Below are 24,852 nucleotides of genomic sequence, written 5' to 3'. Positions count from 1 at the left end.
GCTTGAAAGCCCCTTAAAACAAGGGTCCGCAGCGTTTTGAGGAGTCTGCTAGATGGGGATAACGGCTTACAGTTCGAGGTTATCAATCAGACGCGTCGCACCCAGCTTGGCGGCCGCGAGCACCACCAAAGGCTCGCCCGCGCCGACTTCGGCGGGCTCGGGACGTAGCAGATCGCGTTGGCGACGCACCGACAAATAGTCGACTTGCCAGCCACGTGGGGTTAATCGGTCTATGGCGGCTTGCTCGAGCGCTTTCAGATCATGCTCGCCAGCGGCCACGCGCTGTTTAATGTCGGTCAGGCAGGCATACAGCGTCGGCGCTTCGGCGCGCTCTTCGGGCGAGAGATAACGATTGCGCGACGATAGTGCCAGACCATCGACATCGCGTACCGTTTCGTGCGCGACTATGTCCACCGGCAGCTGGAACTGGCGGCACATCTGACGCACGATCATCAGCTGCTGATAGTCTTTTTTGCCAAACACCGCGACGCGCGGCTGCACGCACGACAGCAGCTTGAGCACGACGGTGCTGACACCGCCGAAAAACCCGGGGCGGAACTCGCCCTCCAGAATATCGCCCAGATCGTCAGGCGGCTGAACGCGGAATTTCTGGGGCTCCGGGTACATCTCGCGCTCATCGGGCGCGAATAGTACGTAGACGTCGCGGGCGCGTTCGAGCTTTTCGATATCCTGCTGCAGCGTGCGAGGATAACGGTCGAAATCTTCGTTCGGGCCAAACTGCAGGCGATTCACAAAAATGCTTGCCACCACCGGATCACCGTGCTGGCGCGCCGTCTTCATCAGGGCCAGGTGACCTTCGTGCAGGTTGCCCATGGTGGGCACGAACGACGCGCGGTTCTGGCCGCGCAAATGATCACGTAATTCCTGGATCGTGTGGACGACTTTCAAGAGAGACTCTCCGTAAACGGGAAAGGCCGCGATATTCAGGCGGCCGCGACGCTGGTGTAGGCCAGACGTACGTAAATAGGGGCGTAGGGCTCGGCCTGCGTGATTTCGAGCAGCGACTCGCGCGCGAGTTCGAGCATGGCGATAAAGTGCACGACCACCACCGCCACGGGCGCGCCCTCGAGGATGCGCTCCATGAAGAGTTCACCGAACTCCATGAAGCGCACATCGTTCAGGCGGCGCAAAATGTGCGTCATATGATCGCGCACGGATAGCTGTTCGCGCGTGATGTGATGGTGCTGATTCAGCTTGGCGCGTTTAAGGATGTCGGCCCAAGCCGAGCGCAAATCATCGAGATCCACCTCGGGCTGCATGCGCTCGAAGGTGATGTCGGCCACCGCCTGAGCGCTTTTGAAATCGCGCCCCAGCTGCGGCATCGCGTCGAGCTTTTGTGCGGCCAGCTTCATCTGCTCGTATTCGAGCAGGCGGCGCACCAGCTCGGCACGCGGGTCCTCGGGCTCTTCGCCGGTGTCGGTCTTTTTGACCGGCAGCAGCATGCGCGACTTGATCTCGATCAGCATGGCGGCCATCAGCAGATACTCGGCCGCCAATTCGAGGTTGGTAATGCGAATCTGATCGACATACGACAGATACTGCCGCGTGACATCCGCCATGGGGATGTCGAGCACGTTGAAATTCTGTTTGCGGATCAGATAGAGCAGCAGGTCCAGCGGCCCCTCGAAAGTCTCGAGAAAGACCTCCAGCGCGTCCGGCGGGATATAGAGGTCTGTGGGCAGCTGAAACAGCGGCTCGCCGTACAGGCGCGCGAAGGCCACCGCATCGACGACATCGGGCGTACTGTCCACCGGCGGCTCAACCAAAGCCGCCAGCGCATCGCCGGAGACGGGTGGCTGCGTAGGCATGAGCGTGCGCGAGGCCAAGCGTCGCTATGGAATTATTCGCCTTGATAGACGTAAGGCTTTTGCGGCACGCGGGCGGCGCGGAACGATTCCAGCAGCTCGGGATCCTGGGGCTTGTCCCAGAAACGGGCGCGGCCCTCGAGCTGGCGCTGCTCGACATCGGGATGCGCTGCCTTGTATTCCTTGAGGAACTGGGTAATTTCAGATTCGTAATTCTTAGCCATGACACAACTGTGAGCAGGTTAGGGATAACAGGAGTTTACTTCAGGCGGCTGAGAGGCAGCGTTACAATCGATTCGACCGCCATTCTTTTGTCGACATGCCTACAGAGCCCGCCGGATCCGCGTTACCTAATACCCCTCCCCCCACCACGAGCGAAGCCGCCCGGATGATCCCGTTCATCGTCGGGTGTGCGCTGTTCATGCAGATGCTCGATAGCACCGTGGTCGCCACTGCTCTGCCGGCGATGGCCCAGGCGCTGGGCTCGACGCCCGTGCGGCTGAATGTCGCCATCACCTCTTATCTTTTGGCCGTCGCGGTATTCGTGCCGATCAGCGGCTGGGCCGCCGACCGTTACGGAGCACGGCGCGTGTTCATGGCGGCAATCGCGCTATTCACCCTGAGCTCGGTGGCCTGCGCGGCGGCGACGAATCTGACCTATCTGGTGATCGCCCGCGTGGCCCAGGGGATCGCGGGGGCCATGATGGTGCCGGTCGGACGCATCATCCTGTTGAGGGTGGTGCCAAAGCAGGATTTGCTCAAGGCCATGTCATTTCTGTCGATCCCTGCCTTGCTGGGGCCGGTGATCGGGCCGCCGTTAGGCGGCTTTATGGTCACCTACATGTCGTGGCATTGGATATTTTTGATCAATATCCCGATTGGCATCATCGGAATCTGGCTGGTGCGGCGGTATGTGCCCGAGATCCGCGAGGCCTCGACGCCGCGACTGGATTGGACGGGGTTCCTGCTCAGCGCGGTGTGTCTGGCCACGCTGGTGAGCGCTTTCGAAGCGCTGGGGCATAGTCTGATTCCGCCCAGCGCCGTTATCGGGCTCGCTGTGGTGGGCTTTGTATGTGGACTCCTCTACGTCTATCACGCCAGGCGCGCGCCGCACCCGATTTTGGACCTCACGCTCATGCGCGAGCCTACCTTCGCGATTTCGGTCTTGGGCGGTAATCTGTGCCGGTTCGCGGTGGGCGCGATGCCGTTTTTGCTGGCGGTACAGTTACAGGTGGGCTTCGATATGTCGCCCTTTTCCGCCGGGTTGATTACGTTCGCCAGCGCCGCGGGCGCATTGTTGATGAAATTCGTGGCCACGCCGATCGTGCAGCACTTCGGTTTTCGCCGGGTGCTGACCATCAATGCCGTGCTTACCGGGCTATTTATCATCGCCTGCGCGGCGTTCACGGCGAATACGCCCGTGTGGCTCATGATTGGTATCCTGCTGGCGGGCGGGTTTTTCCGCTCGTTGCAGTTCACCGCGATCAATACGCTCACCTATGCCGACATGACGCCTGAACGCATGAGCCGCGCCAGCAGCTTTGCCGCGATGGCGCAGCAGCTGGGCATCAGTCTGGGCGTGGGGGTTGCGGCCGTCACGTTGAATCTGAGCATGGCCGCACGGGGGCAGCATACGGTGTCTGTCAGCGATGTGATGATCGCTTTCGTGGTGATCGGTGTGCTGTGCTCGGCCTCGACCTTCTCATTCCGGAAACTGTCTCGCTCGGCCGGCGCGCAGCTGCGCGCTAAATAGTCGGTCACCCTAGAACGGATTTGCTTCACCATGACCCAATCTTTCATTCTGGCCCTGGACCAAGGCACGACCAGCTCGCGCGCCATCGTATTCGACCGGCACGGCCGCGCGCGTGGCATCGGCCAGCGTGAATTCCGTCAGTATTATCCGCAGCCCGGCTGGGTCGAGCACGATGCAAGCGAGATCTGGCAAAGTCAGCTGGATGTGGCTCGCATCGCCTTGCAGAACGCGGGCGCTAATGCCGCCGATATCGCGGCAATTGGGATCACCAATCAGCGTGAGACCACGTTGATCTGGGACCGCGCGACCGGCCAGCCGCTCGCGCCCGCGATCGTCTGGCAGGATCGGCGCACCGCGGGGTTGTGCGATCAGCTGCGCGCCGAAGGGCATGACCGGCTGCTGCAGGCGCGCACGGGGCTCGTGCTGGACGCCTATTTTTCGGGCACTAAGCTCAAGTGGCTGTTGGATCATGTACCCGGCGCGCGCGCGGCTGCTGAGCGCGGCGAGGTGGCATTTGGCACCATCGACACCTGGCTGGTGTGGCATTTGACGGGCGGTGCGGTACACAGCACGGATGCCACCAATGCATCGCGCACGCTGCTCTACGACATCCATCGGCATGATTGGGATGACGAGATCCTGGCGCTATTGGGGATTCCGCGCAGTGTGCTTCCTCAGGTGGCGCCCAGCAGCGGCGTGATCGGGCATGCCCGGCCGGAATGGCTGGGTGGCGAGATTCCGATAGCCGGGGTAGCAGGCGATCAACAGGCCGCGACGTTCGGGCAGGCGTGTTTTCAGCCTGGCATGGCGAAAAACACCTACGGCACCGGGTGCTTCATGTTGATGAATGTGGGCGACAAGCCAGTGGCTTCACGGAACAACTTGCTCTCGACGATAGGCTGGCAGTTGCCTGACACGACCGGGCGAGCAGCCCTTGAGCGCCACGCCGGGGCGCAATCTGCGCTTGCCCTCGCACCTGCTTCTGCATCCGTTGCGGCTGGATCTGGGGCGACCTCCCTGCCTGCCGGCCGCTGCACTTACATGCTCGAGGGCGGCGTCTTCATGGCGGGCGCGGCCGTGCAGTGGCTGCGCGACGGCTTGGGCATTATCGAGCGGTCCGATCAGGTCGAAGCGCTGGCGGCCAGTGTGCCGGATACGGACGATGTGTTTCTGGTGCCGGCATTCGCCGGTCTGGGCGCGCCCGACTGGGATCCCTATGCCCGCGGCACGCTGGTGGGATTGACCCGGGGCACGACGCGGGCGCATATCGCGCGCGCCACCCTCGAAGCAATCGCGCTGCAAAGCGCCGAGCTGATGAGCTGCATGAAGGCCGATAGCGGCATCGAGTTATCCGAGCTGCGCGTCGATGGCGGCGCGTCCAACAACGATCTGCTGATGCAGATGCAGGCCGACTTGTTGGGCGTGGCGGTGGTTCGGCCGCGCGTGGCGGAATCGACCGCGCGCGGCGCTGCGGGTCTTGCCGGCCTGGCTGTTGGCTTCTGGTCCGGCCTGGACGAGTTTGCCAGCCAGTGGGAAGCGCAGCATCGCTTCGAACCGCAATGGAGCGAAGCGCAACGCAATGCGCGGCTCGCGCGTTGGCGTGAAGCGGTGGAGCACGCCAAGGGCTGGGCGCGCCACACCGACTAGGCCAAGACCACTGCGTTCACGCTGAACTGGCGATTAGTTCAGACTCGCGCCCGAGAGCTTTACGATCTCCTGGTACTTGTCTTTTTCCTTCTTCACGAACTCGGCAAAGGCCTCGGCCGTCATGGGCTCGGCTTCCGATCCCATCGCCAGCAACCGGGTGCGGATCTCCGGATCGCGCAGCGCTTCGGCGTAGGCCTGGTTCAACTTAGCGACTACCTCGGGCGGCGTGCCGCCGGTGGTGAAGACGCCAAACCAGGTCCCGAGATCGAAGCCCTTGACACCCGCCTGATCCATCGTCGGCACGTCGGGCAGCAGCGAGGAACGATCCAGCGTGGTCACCGCCAGCGCCTTGACCTTGCCATCCTTGATCATCGGCGCGGCGGCGGCGAGGTTATCGAACATAAAGTCCGATTGCCCGCCCAGCAGCGCCAGCTGGGCTGGAGAGGCGCCTTGATAAGGCACGTGCACGGCCTGAATACCCGCGCGGGCCTTGAGCAGTTCGCCCGCCAGATGACCCGCGCTGCCATTGCCGCCCGAACCGTAGTTAAGTTTGTCCGGGTTTTTCTTCGCGTAGGCGATCAAGTCGTTGAGGGACTCGATGCCGTTGTTTTTGGCAAAATCGACGTTCATCACCAGCACATTCGGGACCGCCGCAACCAGCGTGACGGGCTCGAAGTCCTTGACCGGGTCATACGGCAAGTTCGCGAATAGCCAGGGATTGATGGCATGCGTGGCCACAGCGCCCATCACGAGCGTATAGCCGTCGGGCGCGGCCTTGGCGACTTGATCCGCGCCGATGTTGCCCCCCGCGCCCGCGCGGTTTTCAACGATGATCGGCTGCCCGAGTGACCCACGCACTTTTTCGGCGAGAAAGCGCGCAGAACTATCGAGCGGTCCGCCCGGCGGATAAGGCACGACAAAGCGCAGCGGCTTGTTCGGGAAATCCGTGGTTTGCGCCAATACGGGGGTCAGGCTTGCGAAGCCCACGACGAGAGCGGCCGCGCCCAGAACTAACGTGCGGCGCGCTGCCGAGAGCGGGGAATTGGGTAAGCGTTGCATGGCGTGCGTCTCCTCTTTTGGGTGCGAACGGGATACGGGCAGCAGCATACTCCAAGCGCTGCGCGTATGCCCGTGCAACGTCGCCCACGCACAGAGAGCTGACTAACGACGTGTCCATGTAACGCCAATACTCAGACGCTAAATCGCCCCAAACTCACACTCATTCCTATTTTTGCGGCGAAGTGGCACATATCGCGAGTTAACGCGAAACGCTTCCTACTATCTGCGGACCCTAACTCCGGCGAGTCCGCGCACCAGACCGGTCGCCATTTTCCTCGTTGCACGGTCCACCATGCAGAAAGCCCTGACCCTGTTTCCCATCACCGGTATGGCAAGCGCGCTCGTGTGTGCAAGCGCCGGCGCCGCGCATGCCGTTGGCGACTACCCGGTGTTTACGCAACACCCCATCGTGGTCACGAGCACGCCACCCAGCGCGCCGCTGATCTTCGTGACGGACCCAAAGCTGCCGCGGCAACCGTTGCCCGCCAGCGATGCCACCGACTACCTGAAAACCATTCCGGGATTTTCGGCGGTGGGCAACGGGGGCACCAATAGCGATCCCGTGTTGCGCGGGCAATTCGGCTCGCGGCTGAACATACTGACCAATGGCACATCGCTGCACGGCGCATGCGGCGGTCGCATGGACCCGCCGACCTCGTACATCTCGCCCGCCAACTTCGATAAATTGATCGTGATCAAGGGTCCGCAGACCGTGTTGTGGGGGCCGGGCGCTTCGGCGGGCACGGTGCGGTTCGACCGGGATACTCCACACTTTACCGAGCCGGGATTTCGCTTCGACGGCAACGTGGTCGGCGGCTCGTACGGGCGCAATGATCAAGCCGCTGACTTGACGGTGGGCAACACAGGTTGGTACTCACGCGTCACCGCCAACCATTCGCACTCGCAAGACTACCGGGACGGCAGCGGCCGTACCGTGCCGTCGCGCTGGGACAAATGGGCAGCCGATGTGACCCTGGGACTCACGCCCGATTCCGATACGCGCTATGAATTGTCGGCCGGCGTCGGCAATGGCGAGGCACGCTACGCCTCGCGTGGCATGGACGGCACCCGGTTCAAACGCGAGAGCGTGGGGCTGCGCCTGGAAAAACACCATATCGGCACGACGTTGAGCGCCATGGAATTGCAGGTCTATTACAACGACGCCGATCACGTGATGGACAACTTCACCTTGCGCACGCCGCCCAAACACCACGGCGTGGCCATGGGCCATGCGTCTAACGTCAATCGCAGCACCTGGGGCGGCCGCTTCGCCACCACCTGGGCGCCCGCCAACGATATCAGTTTGACCACGGGCATCGATACCCAACGCAGCCGCCACCGGGGACGTCGCGGTACGCCGCAAAATTCCTATGCGCAGCAACCCTGGCAGCGCAATGCGACCTTCACCGATACGGGTTTGTTCGGGGAAATGACCTGGCACCCGACCCAGGCGCAACGTCTGATCGGCGGCGCTCGCGTGGACAGAGCGGAGGTCACCGACTGGCGCGGGACGAAATCGCCCTCGCCCACAAAGACGAATCCCACCGCGGGTCAGCACCGCCGCGATACCCTGCCCGCTGGGTTTCTGCGCTACGAGTACGATGCGGACTCCATCCCCGCGACCTGGTACGTGGGCGTAGGCCATGTCGAGCGCTTTCCGGATTATTGGGAGCTCTTTCCCCCCGGACGGGGCCCGGGCGGTTCGATCAATGCTTTCCAGGGCGTCAAACCCGAAAAAACCACCCAGCTGGATTTCGGCGCGCAATATCGCACCAAAACGACGAACGCCTGGTTTTCCGCCTATGTGGGCAGGGTGCAGGACTACATTCTGTTCCGGTATCCCAAGGTCGGCATGATGGGCCCCACACAAGCGACCAATGTAGGCGCGCGGATTCTAGGCGGCGAACTTGGGCTGAGCCACGCCACGAGCCGGACCTGGACGACCTCGGCAACACTGGCCTATGCCTGGGCGCAGAACGCAGATACGGATAAGCCCTTGCCGCAGATCCCTCCACTGGAAGGCCGTATGATGGCGAACTACGATGATGGGACCTGGACCGCGGGTTTTCTGTGGCGGCTCGTCGCCCCGCAACATCGCTACGCCGTGAACCAGGGCAATGCGGCGGGCAGAGACTGGGGCAAGAGCCCCGGCTTTGGCGTGCTGTCCATGAACGCAGGCTATGCGTTCAGCCGCAACGCGCAGCTAACGCTGGGTATCGATAACGTATTTAACAAGACCTATCGCGAGCCCTTGAACCGCGCGGGCAGCCCCGCATTCGGCTACACCGGCGATATCGGGTTCAACGAACCCGGCCGCACCGTATGGGCACGGCTGGGTGTGATGTACTAACCGAGGTCGCCTGGACCAGAGTGCCGCCTGGCCGGTCACGTCGTACTCGGCATGACCGGCCAGGGTCAATGCAAGATCTGGCTCAGGAACAGTTTCGTGCGTTCGTTCTGCGGATTATCGAAGAACGCATCGGGACTGTTCTGCTCGATGATTTCCCCGCGATCCATAAAGATCACACGGTCGGCGACCTTGCGCGCAAATGTCATTTCGTGCGTGACGCACAGCATGGTCATCCCACTTTCCTGAGCCAGCGTCACCATCACGTCCAACACTTCTTTCACCATTTCCGGATCCAGCGCGGACGTGGGCTCATCGAACAACATAATTTTCGGGCTCATGCACAGCGATCGCGCGATCGCCACGCGCTGCTGCTGACCACCGGAAAGTTGGCCGGGATATTTATTGGCCTGCTCCGGAATGCGGACGCGTTCGAGATACTTCATCGCCGTGGCCTCGGCCTCGGCGCGCGACTTTTTCAGCACCCACGTCGGTCCGAGGGTGAGGTTCTCCAGCACAGTCAGATGCGGGAATAGGTTGAAGTGCTGAAACACCATGCCCACATCGCGGCGGATGGCTTCGATCTGCTTCAGATCGTTGGTCAGCTCCGTACCGTCCACGATGATCTGGCCTTGCTGGTGTTCTTCCAGGCGGTTGATACAGCGGATCATGGTGGACTTACCCGAACCCGACGGTCCGCACACCACGATGCGCTCACCCGGCGCGACATCCAGATTGATATTGCGCAGTACGTGGAATTGCCCGTACCACTTGTTGACATTCTGCATGCGGATGATGGCATCACTCATGCTGTTACTCCCAAAAGGTGCGCCTGCCCGGCTGCGCATAGCGATGCCGGGCCACGGCAACTATCGTTTCTGTCCGGCCGCGAGGCGTTTTTCGAGTCGCTGACTGTATTGCGACATCGAGAAGCAGAAGACGAAATAAATCAGTGAAATGAAGATATAGGCCTCGATGCCAAAGCCGCGCCAAGCCGCGTCCGACAATGCCGCCTTGGCCGCTAACGTCAGATCGAAAATACCGATGATGACCACCAGCGACGTGTCCTTGAACAGCGCGATGAAGATACTGACCAGCGGCGGAATCACGATGCGCAGGGCTTGCGGCAAGATAATCTTGCGCATCTGCTGCCAATAGGTCAGGCCCAGCGAATCGGCGCCTTCGTATTGCCCCTTCGGGATCGCCTGCAAGCCCCCGCGCACGGTCTCGGCGATATAGGCCGCCGCGAACATGATGATCGCGATCTGCGCGCGCAGCAGTTTATCGATGGAAAAACCCTCGGGCAAAAACAGCGGCAGCATCACCGACGACATGAACAGCAAGCTGATCAAGGGCACACCGCGAATCAGCTCGATATACACGACGCACAGGGCTTTGATCGCAGGCAGCTTGGATTTGCGTCCCAACGCCAGCAACACGCCCAGCGGAAACGCAAAGGCAATGCCAAAGGTCGACAGAATCAGCGTAAGCGGCAGACCGCCCCACAACGAGTTCTCGACATAGGTCAGGCCAAACACCCCGCCCCACATCAGAATCGCGACGGCCGTGAGCCCCACCACCCAGATCAGGGCCAGACGCGCATCCCAGAAACGGCGCATGCCGCTGCAGATAATGACCGCGATCAAAATGATCGAGGCAATCAAGGGGCGCCATTGCTCGTCATACGGATACGTGCCGAACAAAATCAGGCGATGTTTCTCGACGATAAAGGCCCAGCACGCACCCGCAGCCTTACGGCATTCCTGCGCCGTCGGCGAGGTAAAGTCGGCCTGCAGGAATGCCCAGTCGACGAGCGCGGGCACCGCCAGAAACAGTATCCAGGCCGTCAGCACGGTGCCCAGAATGCTTAGCGGCGAAGAGAACAGTCGCTCTTTGAACCAGTGCCAGACGCCGACTTGATTCGAAGGCGGCGGTAGTCCTTCGCTGGGGATAGGCGTAGTCGTACTCATATCAACGCTCCACCAGCGCGATGCGCTTGTTGTACCAGTTCATGAAAATCGAGATCGACAAGCTGACCGTCAGGTAAGCCGCCATGATGATCAAGATCCCTTCGATCGCCTGCCCGGTCTGGTTCATCATGGTGTTGACCACCGAGACGATATCGGGATAGCCGATCGCCACCGCCAAGGAACTGTTCTTGGTCAGGTTCAAATACTGACTGGTCATCGGCGGGATGATGACGCGCAAGGCTTGCGGCAAAATCACCAGACGCAGCACGCGCGCGCGGCTCAGGCCCAGCGAGCCCGCGGCCTCCCATTGACCGCTATTGACCGCCTGGATACCCGAACGCACGACTTCCGCGATAAAGGCAGCCGTATAGATGACCAGCCCGGCCAGCAACGCAGCGAACTCCGGCGAGACGGTGATACCGCCCTGGAAGTTAAAGCCCTTGAGCTGCGGCACGTCCAGCGCCAGCGAAGCGCCGCTAAACACCCAGCCCAGGACCGGCAGCAGGATAAAGAGCCCCACCGCGACACGTCCTAACGGAAAGATCTGCCCGGTCGCTTCCTGTCGTTTCTTGCCCCAGTGCGCGACCAGGATGGTGGCAATCACGGCAAGCACCAGTCCGCCCAGAATCCAATCCATCGAATTGCCTTCCAGACCGGGTATTTTCAGGCCACGGTTGGAGATGAACACGCCAGGCAGCGGGTGATACGCCTGACGCGGCCCCGGCATGTTCTCGGTGATCAGCGCGTACCAGAAGAAAAGCTGCAGCAGCAACGGCACATTGCGCATCACCTCGACATAGACCGAGCAGACCTTGGCGACCAGCCAGTTCTTGGACAGGCGTCCAATGCCTATCAGCGTGCCCAGAATCGTAGCGAGGATGATGCCGAGCGCCGCCACGCGCAGCGTGTTCGTGATCCCAACCAGGATGGCGCGGCCATAGGTATCTGCCGGACTATAGTCAATGAGCGATTCACCAATGGCGAACCCCGCCTCGCGGTCCAGAAATCCAAAACCCGTGGAGATATTGCGTACCTGCAGGTTATGCAGAGTGTTGGATACCAGGAACCACACCGCCCATCCAACCAGAGCCAGCGCGACAACCTGATAGACCACGGCGCGCACGCCGGGATCGTTCCAGTTCAGGCGGCGCCGAGGCGCGCCGACTGGAGCTTTCGAATCGTTTGTCGTCATGAAAAGCTTCTACAGAAGTCAAAACAGGAATGGCCCGGGCAGTGCCGCAAGGCCACCTCACTCCTGCCGCCCGCATTGCGCGGGGGAATAAAGACAGGACGGGCTGACCCGTCCCGTCAGGCAGCAACGCTTAGCGGATGGGCCAGCCGTACATCAGGCCGCCGTCCTTATAGGTCGCGTTCAGGCCGCGCTCGAGCTTCATGGGGCTGTCCTTGCCCAGGGTGCGCTCGAAGCTTTCACCGTAGTTACCCACTTGCTTGATGATGTTGTAGGCCCACTTGTCATCCACGCCCAGGTTCTTGCCCATGCCCGGGGTCACGCCCAGGATGCGCTGCACGTTGGGATTGGGACTCTTGGTCATCTCGTCGACGTTTTTCGAGGTGATGCCGTATTCCTCGGCCTCGATCATCGCGTTCAGCGCCCAGCGAACCACGTTAAACCACTGCTCGTCGCCTTGGCGCACCATCGGGCCCAGCGGCTCTTTAGAGAAGTCCTCCGGCAAAATGATGTAGTTGTCGGGATTTTCCAGCGTCGTGCGGCTGGAGGCGAGCTGCGATTTATCGGTCGTAAGCGCGTCACAACGGCCAGCCGAGAACGCACGAATGATTTCGTCGTACTTGTCGATCACGACCGGTTTGAATTCGATCTTCTCGCCGCGGAACCAGTCCGCGAGGTTGAGTTCGGTGGTGGTGCCGGGCTGCACGCAAACAGTCGCGCCATCGAGTTCTTTCGCACTCTTGACGCCCAGATCCTTGTTAACCATGATGCCCTGGCTGTCGTAGTAGTTCACGCCAGTGCCGATCAGACCCAAGGTGGTGTCGCGCGTCAGCGTCTGCGTGGTGTTACGCGTCAGCACATCGACTTCACCAGACTGCAGCGCGGTAAAGCGTTGCTGGGTATTGAGCGGCGTGACTTTGAACTTGGTCGCGTCGTTGAACATGGCGGCGGCAACCGCACGGCACATGTCGACGTCGATCCCTTGCCATTGGCCCTTGCTGTCGGCCATGGAAAACCCGGAAATCCCGGTGGATACGCCGCATTGGACGAACCCTTTTTTCTTGACGCTATCGAATGTAGCGCCCGCATGAGCTGTTGCTGCAGTGGCAAATAATGCAGTGGCCACTGCGGCTAGTTTCAGTGCTTTCATCTGGATCTCCTGTATGGAACAACGCCCGAGTGCTGCAATTTTGCAACTCTAAGCATCGCCGGGATGGTAGCGGCTGCCGATATTCGGGGACATGGGGGAAATCCCTTGACAAGTTCCGTCAAAATAGGGGACAGAAAAAATATGCAACAGTCCCGTAAGAGGATTGAGACACACGGTACTATTGCGCTTACATCCTCTATTGCCGTCATGATCGAATTCCAGCACGTCTTCAAATCATATGGGCGCGGCCGCAATATCCTGGCCGACATCAATTTCCGCGTGACCGCCGGCGAATTCATTTTTGTGTCTGGCGCATCCGGCGCGGGGAAGTCCACCCTGCTCAAGCTGATAGGCGGTCTCGAGCCCGCCAGTCGCGGCTCGATCCAGGTCAATGGGCAGCGTCTGGATAAGCTATCCGCGCATGCCCGCCCTTATCTGCGACGGGCGGTTGGGGTAATTCTGCAAGACACCCATTTGCTCTACGATCGCAGCGCGCTGCAAAACGTCATGCTGCCGCTGGCTGTCACCGGTCAATCAAGCGGGCAGGCCAGCGCACGCGCGCGCGCCGCGCTCGATAAGGTCGGCCTGGCGGGCAAGGAGGACATGAACCCGATCGAGTTGTCGGGCGGCGAACAGCAGCGTCTGGCCATCGCCCGCGCCATTGTGAATCGCCCGGCGATTCTGATCGCGGACGAGCCCACCGCGAACCTGGACCTGGACACGGCACGGCGCATCATGAATGTGTTTCGCGACTTCAACCGGGTGGGCGTGACGACCCTGATCGCCTCGCATGATCAGGCCCTCATGGCGCAGTACGCCACGCGCACCCTGCGGCTCGAACCGGGCAAATTTTTCGATACGGGAGCACTCGCATGAAGTCCTGGTTGCGACTGCATCGTTATGCGCTGATGGTCACACTGCGGCGTCTGGCGGCGCAGCCGTTTTCGTCTTTGGCGAACCTGGTGGTGATGGCGCTGGCGCTGGCCTTGCCGCTATTGGGCGCTGCAATTCTGGTCTCGGCGCAGCCTGTGGCGCGTGAGTTATCAGTGACGCCTGAAGTCACGATTTATCTCACCACCACGGCCCCAGAGGGCGCCGCCACCGGCATTGCGCAGCGCATACGCGCCGAGCATGCAGAGCAGGTCCAGTCAGTGCGCGTCATTCCGCGCGACGAGGCGCTCGCCTCCTTGCGTAATGATCCTACCTGGGATCAGGCGTTGGCGGTTTTGCCTGGAAACCCCTTGCCGGACGCGGTGGTCGCCACCCTGACCGAGGGCGAGCGACTGGCCGAACGCGCCGATCAGCTCGCGCAAACTTGGGGTTCGTGGGAACATGTTGACATGGTGCAACTCGATAGCGCCTGGGTACAGCGGCTGGAGGCAATCCTGCGTTTTGCCCGCGTGGGGCTGATGTTCCTGGCGGCCTGCGTGGCGGCGGTGGTGCTGGCGGCGGTGTTCAATACCGTGCGCATGCAGGCGATGCTGCAGCGCGAAGAGATCGCCGTGGCCCGGTTGGTGGGGGCCACGGAATCGTTTGTGCGCAGGCCCTTTCTCTATCTGGGTGCGCTCTCTGGCGCCGTGGCCGCGTTGCTCGCCATTGGCGCTGCCGCACTGGCGCTGTCACCGCTGAATAACGCCCTGCAAGGGCTTGCGCGCAGCTATGGTGCCAGTTTCTCGCTGCATCTTCCCAGCTTGTCCGTTCTGGCGGTAGCAGTGGTGGGCACGGGCGTATTAGGCGCGTTGGCGGCGCGCTGGTCGGTGACGCGCAATACGCGTTTTTAACGGGGACGGTTCAATGGCGCCCGCCGCGGTGCGCCCCGATACGGAGCTCCTTCGGATCTGCGTGTTACATATATTAGTAACGGCTGCTTACGAAATGTGCAAGCGCTTGACTGGCGCGCGCGCCATTTCAACCTGTCGCTCACCGGTCTCGAAGCCGAGCGGTCTTCCAATGCGATAATCGCCGGCTATGGATTTCGCCCCCCGCATCGTCGCCTGGCAAGCCCGGCATGGACGCCATGGCCTGCCCTGGCAACACACGCAAGACCCCTATCGGATCTGGCTTTCCGAAGTCATGCTGCAGCAGACGCAGGTCTCGACAGTCATCCCGTACTACCTGCGCTTTCTTGAACGCTTCCCCGACGTCGCCGCCCTGGCCGCCGCCTCGCAAGAAGAGGTCATGCCGTACTGGGCCGGACTGGGCTACTACGCCCGGGCGCGCAACCTGCATCGCTGCGCGCAAACCATCATGAGCGACTGGAACGGGCGTTTCCCCCCCACCGCCGAACAGATTGCCACCCTGCCCGGCATCGGCCGGTCCACGGCGGCGGCGATTGCCGCCTTTGCCTATGGCGAGCGCTCGCCCATCATGGACGGCAACGTCAAACGCGTATTCACCCGACATTTCGGTGTTGAGGGCGACCCGTCGCGCAGGGAAGTCGAACAACGGCTGTGGGTGCTGGCAGAGGCGCAAGTCGCTGACGCCCCGGATCTGAACATGGCCGCCTATACCCAGGGCTTGATGGATCTGGGCGCCACGGTCTGTACGCGGGGCAAGCCGGACTGCGCGCGCTGCCCGGTGATGCAAACCTGTATCGCCTATCGCGACGCACGGCAGGCGGAATTGCCCACGCCCAAGGCGCGCAAGACGATCCCCGAACGCCAGACGGCGATGCTGGTCCTTCAACACGAAGGCGCCATCCTGCTGCAACAACGCCCCTCGCCAGGGATTTGGGGCGGCCTGTGGAGTTTGCCGGAATTCGATGCGGCGAGTGATCCAACGCAAGCCGCACGCCGCCTGGGGTGGGAACCGACACAGCGTTATGAACTGGCTGCGTTTGCCCACACCTTTACGCATTACCGCCTGCATATCAAACCCTGGTATGTGCCGGTACGCGCCGCCCCCACGCCAGGCGAACCAGGCGCGCCGCATCAATGGGTAAACCTTGCGCAGCTATCATCCTTGGCGCTGCCGGCGCCAATTCGCAAACTGCTTTTAGGCCTGCTCGAAGCCGGCCTGCCCGAATAGAAACCCTTTCACGCTGACTGATCGATCGAAGACGGAGACACTGCCAATGAAGACCCCGCACAACGCATTCAAAGCCGCGCTTGCCGCCAAGCAAGCGCAAATCGGCCTGTGGTTAGGTCTGGGCAGCCCTTATACGGCGGAAATTTGCGCGGGCGCGGGCTTTGACTGGCTACTGATCGATGGCGAGCATGGACCCAACGACACGCAAACCTTGCTGTCGCAACTACAGTCCATCGCCGCGTATCCGCATACGCACCCCATCGCGCGCATTCCCATGGGCCATGGCGAAATCGGCGAAATGCTGATCAAACAGTATCTGGATCTTGGCGCGCAAACCTTGCTCGTGCCCATGGTGGACACGCCCGAGCAAGCGGCCCGTATCGTAAGCGCAGCGCGCTACCCGCAAAACGATGGCAAAGGCGGCATACGCGGCATGGCCGGCGCGCGGGCCTCGATGTGGGGTCGGCGTACGGACTACTACCAGGAAGCGAACAATCAGCTGTGCTTGCTGCTGCAAGTGGAAACGCGCCAGGGCCTGGCGAATCTGGATGCCATTGCCGCCACCGAAGGCGTGGACGGCATTTTCATCGGCCCGGCGGATCTGTCGGCGTCGATGGGGCATGTCGGCAATTCCAGCCACCCGGAAGTCCAAGCCGCCATCGAAGACGCCATTGCCCGTATTCTCAAAGCCGGCAAGGCTCCCGGCATCCTGACCTCCAACGAAACGCTCGCTCGTAAATATCTGGAACTCGGTTGCACGTTCGTCGCCGTGGGGCTGGATACGGGCATCCTGGTGCAAGGCACCAGCGCGCTGGCGGCCCGTTATAAGACGGTGCAGAAGGTCGAGCAAGGCAACACGTATTGAGCGCTCCATGAACTGGGCGGGCTTCGCGCGGCTCGTTGCGCCGCGTACCGCTCTGCTCCGACAGTTTGCGTCCTACGTGGACATGGCGCGTGCGCGAGGCGGAGGTCAAGCGTTCTGCAACAGCATCACCAGCTTCAAATCCGGGTGCGTGGCCAGTCGGAAGGTCGTTTGCTGATAGGCCAGCCTGCCATGGCGCGGATGCTGGAACTCTCGCAGACCGCCTTCGCGCTCGACCACGGCATGGCGCGTCCACCAGTGCGCGAACACCTCGCTTTCACGGTTGAGCTCGTCTAACAGCGTCAGCACATCCGGTTCATCCAGATGCGCGCCCGCATCGGCGCGGAATTCCGCCACCACGCGGCGCGCGCGCTGGTCCCAGTCCACGACAAGTTCGCGCGCGGCCGGATTCAGAAAGATATAACGCAGCAAATTGGGTTGGGCATCGCGCAACGGCCAATCGTCAAACAGGTCGTTCATCGGCACGTTGTGCACCAGCACGTTCCATGCGCGGTCGAGCACATAGGCGGGCGCCGTGATGGCATCCACGCATTCACGCAGCAGGCCGGGTGCCTCGCTATCCTCATCACGCGGGTGTTGCGGGTCCGCGCATTCGGCCAGCTCGAACAGATAGGCCCGCTCGGCGCGCGCCAACTGCAGCACGCCTGCAATGCGCGCCCACACCGCCGGCGAGACCGTGACCTCGCGTCCCTGCTCGATCCACGTATACCAAGTCACGCTGATGCCACACAGCTGCGCGACCTCTTCGCGCCGCAGACCGGGCGTGCGGCGCCGCATACCATCGGGCAGCCCCGCCATCTGCGGGGTAATCCGAGCACGCGCGGCGCGCACGAACTCCCCCAACGCCTGTCGGCGGCGGGTGGAACTGTCAGGCGAAGCGAGCAAGGCAGACCGGGAGGGGGGATTCATACCTTGGCAACAAGCGGAGCTAAATGATGAAGGTTCAAATCTTAACTCTCTCAATCGGGCCGAAGACAGCATGTTTATGTTGCGCTAAGTCCGATTTGCCATAAACCCCAGGCTTAAAAGCACCCTGTCAAACTGGTCGCGCTATTGTCGCAAACCGATTTATAGGTTTTCTTCAATATGCGTAACCTGCTGCATCAGATCGGTTTATTCGTCGCTGTCGGCTGCGCTGCATCGGCCACGCATTGGGCCATCGCCGTAGGCTGTGTGGAAGCGTTCGGCATGGCGCCATTGACGGCGAACCTGGCCGGATGGTTGGTGGCCTTTGTTGTTGCATTCAGCGGCCATCACAACTTCACCTTTCGACATGCCGCCGTGCCTTGGGCCATGGCGGCACGGCGCTTTTTCTTCGTTTCCGCGGCCTGCATCACGGCTAACCAGATCGCCTATGCCAGCTTGCTGCATGTCACCTCGATTCCGTATGACGTGTTGCTGGGGGCAGTCCTGGCAGGGATGGCGATGGTTACGTTCGTCATCAGCCGGTTATGGGCTTTCCGTGATGAAGCTCGTGCATGATCCATCCCACGGTCACGCTGCGGCGCCTGCGATGAAACCGGATCTCATCTCTCTGATCATCCCCTTCTACAACGAGGGGCGGGCCGTCGATCTTTTTTTCCAGGCCATCGACGAGGTCCTGGCCGCGCTGGATCAATACGAATTCGAGCTGGTGTGCGTCGACGATGGCAGCCGCGACGATACGCTGCATCGGCTCATCGCGCATGCGCACACTGACTCTCGCATTACGGTTGTCGAGCTCACGCGCAATTTCGGCAAAGAGGCCGCGATGACGGCGGGGATTCACCATGCCCGAGGCATCGCGGCCATTGTGCTGGATGCCGACTTGCAAGATCCGCCCGAGCTCATCGGGCAAATGCTGGCGACCTGGAAAAGCGAGAGCGCCGATATGGTGCTCGCACGCCGAGCCGATCGGACATGCGATGGCGCGCTTAAACGCCTGACGGCCAAGTGGTTCTATCGACTGCACAATCGCGTCGCGAACGTACAGATCCCTGAAAATGTCGGTGACTTTCGCTTGATGACTCGGCCCGTTCTTGATGCGCTAAAGGCATTGCCCGAACGGCAACGATTCATGAAGGGGCTGTTTGCCTGGGTCGGTTTCAAGACAGTCACCATCGACTACGTCAGACAAGGCCGCGCCGCCGGCACGACGAAATTCTCCGGCTGGAAACTATGGAATTTCGCGTTGGATGGCGTGAGCGCTTTTTCCACGATGCCCTTACGCGTCTGGACGTATCTGGGTGGGGTCGTGAGCTTGCTGACGGCGCTATATGCCCTGTATTACGTGACGCGCGTGCTAACGCAAGGCATCGACGTGCCGGGCTATGCGTCGCTCCTGATCGCGGTGTTGTTCTTTGGCGGCGTGCAGCTGGTGAGCGTCGGCATACTCGGCGAGTACATGGGCAGGATCCACGAAGAGGTCAAGCAAAGGCCGATCTATCTGGTACGGGCAATCCATCAACAACACGCGCTGTACGCCCATGAAACGCCAACCACTGCCCGCCACAGCGCCTCACACCTCGATGTCCATCCCGGGAATCACCATGAGTAGCCACAGACACGGGCGGCGATACGACTGCCCGAAAGCCTTTCTATGGGCGTTTGCGCTCTACTTCATCGCGATCATGCCCATTCTGCGCGCCGATCGTTATTACGTGGACGACATGGGGCGGGCGCTCACTGGGTATCTGGGATGGTCCGGCGATGGCCGCCCATTGGCCAACGTCTTTATGGAGGTCTTCAATCTCGGCACGCCGCTGACCGATATATCACCACTGCCGCAGATCGTCAGTATTGCCATCCTGGCCGCGCTGGCGGTGAGCGTGGCCCGGTATTTCCGGATTAATGGAACCATCCTGCCCGCGCTGGTTTTCGCGCCCATGGTGATCGGCCCGCTCTTCTTGGAGAACCTGTCCTATAAATTCGACGCGCTGACCATGACGCTGGCGGTCTTCCTGGCCTTGGTAACGGTGTTGAAAACGCGCGCCGACCTGACGGGCGCCCTGCTGGGCATACTCGGCCTGGTCGCGTCCCTGAGCCTGTATCAGCCGGCGTTTAATGTCTTTCTTGTATTCACGACGATACAGCTGGTCTATCTGCAGCGGCAAGACGCGCCCGTGCCTGTCTGGGCGGGCCTGTTGGTCATGCGGGTCGCACAGGCCCTCGCGGCGCTGATCCTCTACAAGCCACTGGCCACCTCCAGTATCAAGGGCGCCTATTCCGCGCGTCACAGTCAGCTTGCGCCGTTTAGCGACCTGCCGGCCGTGGTCGGCCGCAATGTCCTGCTGTTCTGGGACTATGTCACCGCGGCCTTGACGTCGATCTGGGGTCGTACGCTGCTCATCTGGATCGCTGCGGCCATCATCGTCGCGCTGGGGTTTTCGATCCGGTACATCATGCGTCATTGGGCGGGTCGGCCGGCGTGGCAGCGCCTATTGATGGTGGTGGCAGCGCTGGGCATCGTCCCGGCCTTGGTGATGACTTGTTGGGGGCCGATGCTGGCCCTGCTGCATCCGGTGCTGCTGCCACGCACCATGATTGGATTCGGCGCCTTGGCTGCCGGCGCCAGTCTGCTGATTGTGCTCGCCTTGCCCGCGCACCTGTCTCCCCGCTGGCGGGCAGGGATCGCGGCCGTCCCATTGCTTGGTCTGGTGCTTTTTTCCCACGTGTATGGCAACACGCTCAAGTTGCAAAAGGACCTGGAGGATTCGCTGGCCCGCCAGATCAGCGACGATCTGGCCGTCATCGCTGCCGAGCGCGAACTTCGGCAATTCACGATGATCGGTCACGCCTCGCGACCGGCGGTGGCGCGCAACAACATGAAAAAGTATCCGCTGCTGCGCGTACTGGTGCCAGTGCATCTCAGGGACGAATGGGGATGGCCGGTCGATCAGCTCCAGCACTTTGGCCTTACCGTCACGATGGCCAAAGAGCCGGAACGGCCCGAGCTCATCAAACACGTCTGCCATGACGATGCTCAACCGATCGTGCGACGTGGCAGCTATCGGGTCTATGCTGCCGATGATCTAGCCGTCGTCGTACTGGGTGATGCAAGGTGCGAGGCGCCTTAGTGATACACAGTACATGCCGCCGTAGTTAGTAATGCCCGATCCGGGCACCCTAGGTCAGACGTTCGATACCGCCTCGGGTGACGCCTCAGCGTCACCCGCGTCTTTCGTTGCGCGCGCCTGAAGGGGCTTCCTGCCTGTGCGCCTACCCAAGATTACTCGCCAAGGTACGCCGCACGTCTGCTTCGCTACGGCCGCTGCGCGCGACGTAGTCGGCGAGTTGGTCCTCGCCTATCGTACCGACATTGAAGTACTGCGACTGCGGATGGCTGAAGTAGAACCCGGATACGCTGGAAGCCGGGAACATCGCGTAGCTGTCGGTGAGCATCATGCCGATATCATTACCGTCCAACACCTCGAACATATCGGTTTTCACCACGTGTTCGGGGCATGCCGGGTAACCCGGCGCCGGGCGAATACCCACGTACTTCTCGGCGATCATGTCATCGTTGGATAATGCCTCGTCGGGCGCATAGCCCCACAGATCCTGACGCACGCGCGCGTGCAAGCATTCCGCGAAGGCCTCGGCCAGTCGATCGGCCAGCGACTTGAGCATGATGCTGGAATAGTCGTCCATCGCGGCCTGGAATTCCGCCTCTTTCTTCTCGATGCCCAGACCGGCGGTCACGGCGAACATGCCGATGTAATCGGCCACGCCGCTGGATTTAGGCGCAATGAAGTCAGCGAGACACTTATTGCTCACGCCCTCGCGCTTGGCGCCTTGCTGGCGCACATTGCGATAGGTGAACAATACCTCGGTGCGCGATTCGTCGGTATAGATCTCGATGTCGTCATCATTGACGGTGTTGGCCGGGTAGAACGCCACCGCGCCGTTGGCGGTGAGCCAGCGGCCTTCGATGATGCGCTTAAGCATGGCTTGCCCGTCGGCATAGACCTTTTTCGCCTGCTCGCCGACGACCTTGTCTTCCAGAATGGCCGGGAATTGGCCGAACAGACTCCAGGTCTGGAAAAACGGCGTCCAGTCCACGTACTTCGCGATCTCGGCCAAGTCATAGCTCTTGAACGCGCGCCGGCCGATGAATTTGGGGCGCGGCGGCGTGTAGTTGGCCCAATCGATTTGCGGTCGTGCCGCGCGCGCATCCGCCAACGAAATCAGCGGCGTGGCCTTGCGATTGGCATGGCGGCGACGGACCTCCTCGTATTCTTGCGCGATCTCGTCGATGTAGGCTTGCGCCTGATCGGACACGAGGTTCGCCGCCACGCCCACGGCGCGGCTCGCGTCGGGCGTGTAGATCACCGGGCCGTCGTAGTTCGGCGCGATCTTCACGGCAGTGTGGACACGGCTGGTGGTCGCCCCGCCGATCATCAACGGAATCTTGCGATCGCGGAAATACGGGTCACGCTGCATTTCCGAGGCCACGTAGGCCATCTCTTCCAAGCTCGGCGTAATCAGGCCGGACAGACCCACGATATCGGCCTCTTCTTCCTTGGCCTTTTGCAGGATCTGAGCGCACGGCACCATCACGCCCATGTTCACGACTTCGAAGTTATTACATTGCAGCACGACCGAGACGATGTTCTTGCCGATATCGTGCACATCGCCCTTCACAGTGGCGATCACCATCTTGCCCTTGGCGCGCACATCGCCGCCCGCGGCCGCGATCTGGCGTTTCTCTTCCTCGATGAAAGGAATCAAGTGCGCCACGGCCTGCTTCATCACGCGCGCGGACTTCACGACCTGGGGCAGGAACATCTTGCCGGCGCCGAACAGGTCGCCCACGATATTCATGCCGTCCATCAACGGCCCTTCGATCACCTCGATCGGGCGGCCACCGGCGGCGGCGATTTCCTGACGGACTTCCTCGGTGTCTTCGACGATGAACGTCGTGATGCCGTGGACCAAGGCGTGCGACAAGCGCTCGCGTACCGGCGCGGCGCGCCAGGCGAGGTCTTCTTCCTTCTTCGCGCCCGAGCCTTTGACCGAATCGGCGAACTGCACCAGACGCTCGGTCGGCGTGCGCTCGTCGCTGGGGTCGGTTTTACCCACGGGCTCGGCACGATCGAGAATGACGTCTTCGACCAGATCGCGCAGCGTCGGATCCAGGTCCGCATACACGCCCAGCTGACCGGCGTTGACGATACCCATCGTCAGGCCTTCGCGGATGGCGTAGTAGAGGAACACCGTGTGAATGGCCTCGCGCATCGGCTCGTTGCCACGGAACGAGAAGCTGACGTTCGAGATCCCGCCGGAGATCCGCGCGTAAGGCAGGTTCTGGCGAATCCAACGCGTGCCCTCGATGAAGTCCATCGCGTAGTGATTGTGCTCGTCGATGCCCGTGGCGACAGCGAACACGTTGGGATCGAAGATGATGTCTTCCGGCGGGAAGTTTTCTTCTTCGACCAGAATCTTGTAGGCGCGCCCGCAGATTTCCTGACGACGGGCGAGCGTGTCGGCCTGCCCTTGTTCATCAAAGGCCATCACGACCACGGCAGCACCGTAACGGCGGCACAGACGCGCATGCTCGCGGAAGGCCTCGACGCCCTCTTTCATCGAGATCGAGTTGACCACGGGCTTGCCCTGCACGCATTTCAGACCTGCTTCGATCACTTCCCATTTCGAGCTGTCGATCATGAGGGGCACGCGGGCGATATCGGGCTCGGATGCGATCAGATTCAGGAACCGATGCATGCACGCCACCGAATCGAGCATGGCTTCGTCCATGTTCACATCGATGATCTGCGCGCCGTTCTCGACCTGCTGGCGCGCGACCGCCAGGGCCTCGTCGTACTTTTCTTCGCGAATCAGGCGGGCGAACATTTTGCTGCCCGTCACGTTGGTGCGTTCGCCGACGTTGACGAAGAGGGAGTCTTCGTCGATGTTCAGCGGCTCCAGGCCAGACAGGCGGGTTTTCACCGGCACATCGGGCACCACACGCGGCGTCAAGGTCTGTACTTTTTCGGCAATCGCGCGAATATGGTCGGGCGTGGTGCCGCAGCATCCGCCCGCCATGTTGACCAGACCGGCGCGCGCGAACTCTTCCAGTAGCCCCGAGGTGTCGGCCGGCGACTCGTCAAAGCCGGTCTCGGCCATCGGATTAGGCAAACCTGCGTTGGGATACACGCACACATAGGTGTCGCAGATCTTGGACAGTTCCGCCACATACGGACGCATCAGCGCCGCGCCCAGCGCGCAGTTCAGGCCGATCGTGATGGGGCGCGCATGGCGCACGGAGTTCCAGAACGCCTCGACCGTCTGGCCCGACAAAATGCGGCCCGACGCATCGGTCACCGTGCCGGAGATCATGACGGGCAAACGGATACCGCGTTCTTCGAACACCGATTCGACGGCGAAAATCGCGGCCTTGGCGTTCAGCGTGTCAAAAATGGTTTCGATCAGCACAAGGTCAATGCCGCCATCGAGCAGCCCATTGAGCTGTTCGACATACGCGATGCGCAGCTCGTCAAACGTAATGTTGCGCGCGCCCGGATCATTCACATCGGGCGAAATCGACGCGGTCTTCGGTTGCGGACCCAACGCACCCGCGACAAAGCGCGGGCGCTCCGGTGTGCTGTACGCGTCACAGGCCGCGCGCGCGAGTTTGGCGGATTCCAGATTCAGCTCATAAGCCAGCCCGGGCAAGTCATAGTCGCCCTGCGCAATCGAGGTTGCGCCGAAAGTATTGGTCTCGATGACATCGGCGCCGGCTTCCAGATATTGACGATGGATTTCGTCAATGATGTCCGGACGCACCAACGACAGCAGTTCGTTATCGCCCTTCAAGTCCTTGGGATGATCGGCGAAGCGTTGACCACGGAAATCGGCCTCGCCCAGCTTATAGCGCTGGATCATGGTGCCCATAGCACCATCCAGAATCAGGATGCGCTGACCAAGCAGGCGGGCGAAATCGCCGCCTCGGGTATAGGACGAAGGCGGATAAGGCAGACGGGGATACGACACGGGGTTATCTCGAAATGGCGAAAAAGGCAG

20 protein-coding genes are annotated in these 24,852 nt (G+C 61.5%); 10 read left to right on the top strand and 10 right to left on the bottom strand.

Going from position 1 to position 24,852, the window contains the following annotated elements; all coding sequences use genetic code 11:
* Positions 1-66: 66 nt before the first annotated feature.
* Genes panC through GOQ25_RS12930 form a run of 3 tightly spaced genes read right to left on the bottom strand, consistent with a single transcriptional unit; the run spans position 67 to position 2,050 of the window.
* Entirely contained in the window at positions 67-909 is an 843-nt protein-coding gene (gene panC / locus GOQ25_RS12940; protein WP_160350896.1) for a pantoate--beta-alanine ligase, read from the bottom strand.
* A 35-nt stretch (positions 910-944) separates the two neighbouring features.
* Entirely contained in the window at positions 945-1,829 is an 885-nt protein-coding gene (locus GOQ25_RS12935) for a ScpA family protein (RefSeq protein WP_160350895.1), read from the bottom strand.
* A 32-nt stretch (positions 1,830-1,861) separates the two neighbouring features.
* Complete coding sequence (locus GOQ25_RS12930; RefSeq protein WP_160350894.1) at positions 1,862-2,050, bottom strand: DUF3460 family protein; 189 nt, start codon at positions 2,048-2,050, stop codon at positions 1,862-1,864.
* A gap of 95 nt (positions 2,051-2,145) precedes the next feature.
* Between GOQ25_RS12930 and GOQ25_RS12925 the strand changes: the two genes are divergently transcribed.
* Both GOQ25_RS12925 and glpK read left to right on the top strand, forming a co-directional pair.
* Positions 2,146-3,579, top strand: coding sequence for a DHA2 family efflux MFS transporter permease subunit (locus GOQ25_RS12925; RefSeq protein WP_160350893.1), 1,434 nt, complete (start codon positions 2,146-2,148; stop codon positions 3,577-3,579).
* 30 nt (positions 3,580-3,609) lie between these two features.
* Complete coding sequence (glpK, locus tag GOQ25_RS12920; RefSeq protein WP_160350892.1) at positions 3,610-5,226, top strand: glycerol kinase GlpK; 1,617 nt, start codon at positions 3,610-3,612, stop codon at positions 5,224-5,226.
* A 33-nt stretch (positions 5,227-5,259) separates the two neighbouring features.
* On the opposite strand, the gene GOQ25_RS12915 is transcribed toward glpK, so the two are convergent.
* Positions 5,260-6,285: a tripartite tricarboxylate transporter substrate binding protein gene (locus tag GOQ25_RS12915; RefSeq protein ID WP_160350891.1), complete on the bottom strand. Its 1,026-nt coding sequence runs from the start codon at positions 6,283-6,285 to the stop codon at positions 5,260-5,262.
* Between the two features lie 292 nt (positions 6,286-6,577).
* On the opposite strand from GOQ25_RS12915, the gene GOQ25_RS12910 reads away from it, so the two are divergent.
* Positions 6,578-8,635, top strand: coding sequence for a TonB-dependent copper receptor (locus tag GOQ25_RS12910; RefSeq protein ID WP_236844568.1), 2,058 nt, complete (start codon positions 6,578-6,580; stop codon positions 8,633-8,635).
* 65 nt (positions 8,636-8,700) lie between these two features.
* On the opposite strand, the gene GOQ25_RS12905 is transcribed toward GOQ25_RS12910, so the two are convergent.
* The 4 genes from GOQ25_RS12905 to GOQ25_RS12890 form a co-directional block, all read right to left on the bottom strand.
* Complete coding sequence (locus GOQ25_RS12905) at positions 8,701-9,441, bottom strand: amino acid ABC transporter ATP-binding protein (protein WP_160350890.1); 741 nt, start codon at positions 9,439-9,441, stop codon at positions 8,701-8,703.
* A 60-nt stretch (positions 9,442-9,501) separates the two neighbouring features.
* On the bottom strand, positions 9,502-10,602 hold the full coding sequence (locus tag GOQ25_RS12900; RefSeq protein ID WP_160350889.1) for an amino acid ABC transporter permease: 1,101 nt from the start codon (positions 10,600-10,602) through the stop codon (positions 9,502-9,504).
* Between the two features lies 1 nt (position 10,603).
* On the bottom strand, positions 10,604-11,794 hold the full coding sequence (locus tag GOQ25_RS12895) for an amino acid ABC transporter permease (protein ID WP_160350888.1): 1,191 nt from the start codon (positions 11,792-11,794) through the stop codon (positions 10,604-10,606).
* 130 nt (positions 11,795-11,924) lie between these two features.
* Positions 11,925-12,941 (bottom strand): amino acid ABC transporter substrate-binding protein, encoded by a 1,017-nt coding sequence (locus tag GOQ25_RS12890; protein WP_160350887.1) that lies wholly within the window; start codon positions 12,939-12,941, stop codon positions 11,925-11,927.
* Between the two features lie 207 nt (positions 12,942-13,148).
* Between GOQ25_RS12890 and GOQ25_RS12885 the strand changes: the two genes are divergently transcribed.
* From GOQ25_RS12885 to GOQ25_RS12870, 4 genes are all read left to right on the top strand, one after another.
* Positions 13,149-13,817, top strand: coding sequence for a cell division ATP-binding protein FtsE (locus GOQ25_RS12885; RefSeq protein WP_160350886.1), 669 nt, complete (start codon positions 13,149-13,151; stop codon positions 13,815-13,817).
* Positions 13,814-14,722: an ABC transporter permease gene (locus tag GOQ25_RS12880; protein ID WP_160350885.1), complete on the top strand. Its 909-nt coding sequence runs from the start codon at positions 13,814-13,816 to the stop codon at positions 14,720-14,722. Before GOQ25_RS12885 ends, GOQ25_RS12880 begins: the two co-directional genes overlap by 4 nt.
* A 187-nt stretch (positions 14,723-14,909) precedes the next feature.
* Positions 14,910-15,968, top strand: a complete 1,059-nt coding sequence (gene mutY / locus GOQ25_RS12875; RefSeq protein ID WP_160350884.1) for an A/G-specific adenine glycosylase — start codon at positions 14,910-14,912, stop codon at positions 15,966-15,968.
* Between the two features lie 46 nt (positions 15,969-16,014).
* On the top strand, positions 16,015-16,833 hold the full coding sequence (locus GOQ25_RS12870) for an aldolase/citrate lyase family protein (protein ID WP_160350883.1): 819 nt from the start codon (positions 16,015-16,017) through the stop codon (positions 16,831-16,833).
* 105 nt (positions 16,834-16,938) lie between these two features.
* Here GOQ25_RS12870 and GOQ25_RS12865 read toward each other — a convergent pair whose 3' ends face one another.
* Complete coding sequence (locus GOQ25_RS12865) at positions 16,939-17,760, bottom strand: helix-turn-helix transcriptional regulator (protein WP_160350882.1); 822 nt, start codon at positions 17,758-17,760, stop codon at positions 16,939-16,941.
* 177 nt (positions 17,761-17,937) lie between these two features.
* Here GOQ25_RS12865 and GOQ25_RS12860 point away from each other — a divergent pair, with 177 nt between their 5' ends.
* From GOQ25_RS12860 to GOQ25_RS12850, 3 genes are read left to right on the top strand one after another with little or no spacing between them, the layout of a single operon-like run.
* Positions 17,938-18,333 (top strand): GtrA family protein, encoded by a 396-nt coding sequence (locus GOQ25_RS12860; RefSeq protein ID WP_160350881.1) that lies wholly within the window; start codon positions 17,938-17,940, stop codon positions 18,331-18,333.
* 31 nt (positions 18,334-18,364) lie between these two features.
* Positions 18,365-19,387: a glycosyltransferase family 2 protein gene (locus tag GOQ25_RS12855; protein ID WP_160350880.1), complete on the top strand. Its 1,023-nt coding sequence runs from the start codon at positions 18,365-18,367 to the stop codon at positions 19,385-19,387.
* Positions 19,380-20,906 carry a glucosyltransferase domain-containing protein gene (locus GOQ25_RS12850; RefSeq protein WP_160350879.1) on the top strand — a complete coding sequence of 509 codons (1,527 nt, stop codon included), beginning with the start codon at positions 19,380-19,382 and terminating at the stop codon, positions 20,904-20,906. Before GOQ25_RS12855 ends, GOQ25_RS12850 begins: the two co-directional genes overlap by 8 nt.
* 142 nt (positions 20,907-21,048) lie before the next feature.
* Here GOQ25_RS12850 and metH read toward each other — a convergent pair whose 3' ends face one another.
* Positions 21,049-24,822, bottom strand: coding sequence for a methionine synthase (gene metH, locus GOQ25_RS12845; RefSeq protein WP_160350878.1), 3,774 nt, complete (start codon positions 24,820-24,822; stop codon positions 21,049-21,051).
* Positions 24,823-24,852: the final 30 nt, after the last annotated feature.

This window comes from Bordetella sp. 15P40C-2 (assembly GCF_009763235.1).
Classification (GTDB): Bacteria; Pseudomonadota; Gammaproteobacteria; order Burkholderiales; family Burkholderiaceae_B; genus Bordetella_A.
The sequence above is the reverse complement of the archived record's forward strand: the minus strand, read 5'-3'. Positions and strand labels throughout refer to the sequence as shown.

Bases quoted from the DNA above. Each gene is read 5' to 3' on its own strand.
- mutY (WP_160350884.1), top strand. From the start codon at position 14,910: ATGGATTTCGCCCCCCGCATCGTCGCCTGGCAAGCCCGGCATGGACGC.
- GOQ25_RS12935 (WP_160350895.1), bottom strand. From the start codon at position 1,829: ATGCCTACGCAGCCACCCGTCTCCGGCGATGCGCTGGCGGCTTTGGTT.
- GOQ25_RS12865 (WP_160350882.1), bottom strand. From the start codon at position 17,760: ATGAATCCCCCCTCCCGGTCTGCCTTGCTCGCTTCGCCTGACAGTTCC.
- GOQ25_RS12925 (WP_160350893.1), top strand. From the start codon at position 2,146: ATGCCTACAGAGCCCGCCGGATCCGCGTTACCTAATACCCCTCCCCCC.
- GOQ25_RS12870 (WP_160350883.1), top strand. From the start codon at position 16,015: ATGAAGACCCCGCACAACGCATTCAAAGCCGCGCTTGCCGCCAAGCAA.
- GOQ25_RS12910 (WP_236844568.1), top strand. From the start codon at position 6,578: ATGCAGAAAGCCCTGACCCTGTTTCCCATCACCGGTATGGCAAGCGCG.
- GOQ25_RS12895 (WP_160350888.1), bottom strand. From the start codon at position 11,794: ATGACGACAAACGATTCGAAAGCTCCAGTCGGCGCGCCTCGGCGCCGC.
- GOQ25_RS12880 (WP_160350885.1), top strand. From the start codon at position 13,814: ATGAAGTCCTGGTTGCGACTGCATCGTTATGCGCTGATGGTCACACTG.
- GOQ25_RS12860 (WP_160350881.1), top strand. From the start codon at position 17,938: ATGCGTAACCTGCTGCATCAGATCGGTTTATTCGTCGCTGTCGGCTGC.
- GOQ25_RS12890 (WP_160350887.1), bottom strand. From the start codon at position 12,941: ATGAAAGCACTGAAACTAGCCGCAGTGGCCACTGCATTATTTGCCACT.
- glpK (WP_160350892.1), top strand. From the start codon at position 3,610: ATGACCCAATCTTTCATTCTGGCCCTGGACCAAGGCACGACCAGCTCG.
- GOQ25_RS12885 (WP_160350886.1), top strand. From the start codon at position 13,149: ATGATCGAATTCCAGCACGTCTTCAAATCATATGGGCGCGGCCGCAAT.
- GOQ25_RS12900 (WP_160350889.1), bottom strand. From the start codon at position 10,602: ATGAGTACGACTACGCCTATCCCCAGCGAAGGACTACCGCCGCCTTCG.
- GOQ25_RS12905 (WP_160350890.1), bottom strand. From the start codon at position 9,441: ATGAGTGATGCCATCATCCGCATGCAGAATGTCAACAAGTGGTACGGG.
- GOQ25_RS12915 (WP_160350891.1), bottom strand. From the start codon at position 6,285: ATGCAACGCTTACCCAATTCCCCGCTCTCGGCAGCGCGCCGCACGTTA.
- GOQ25_RS12930 (WP_160350894.1), bottom strand. From the start codon at position 2,050: ATGGCTAAGAATTACGAATCTGAAATTACCCAGTTCCTCAAGGAATAC.
- GOQ25_RS12855 (WP_160350880.1), top strand. From the start codon at position 18,365: ATGAAACCGGATCTCATCTCTCTGATCATCCCCTTCTACAACGAGGGG.
- GOQ25_RS12850 (WP_160350879.1), top strand. From the start codon at position 19,380: ATGAGTAGCCACAGACACGGGCGGCGATACGACTGCCCGAAAGCCTTT.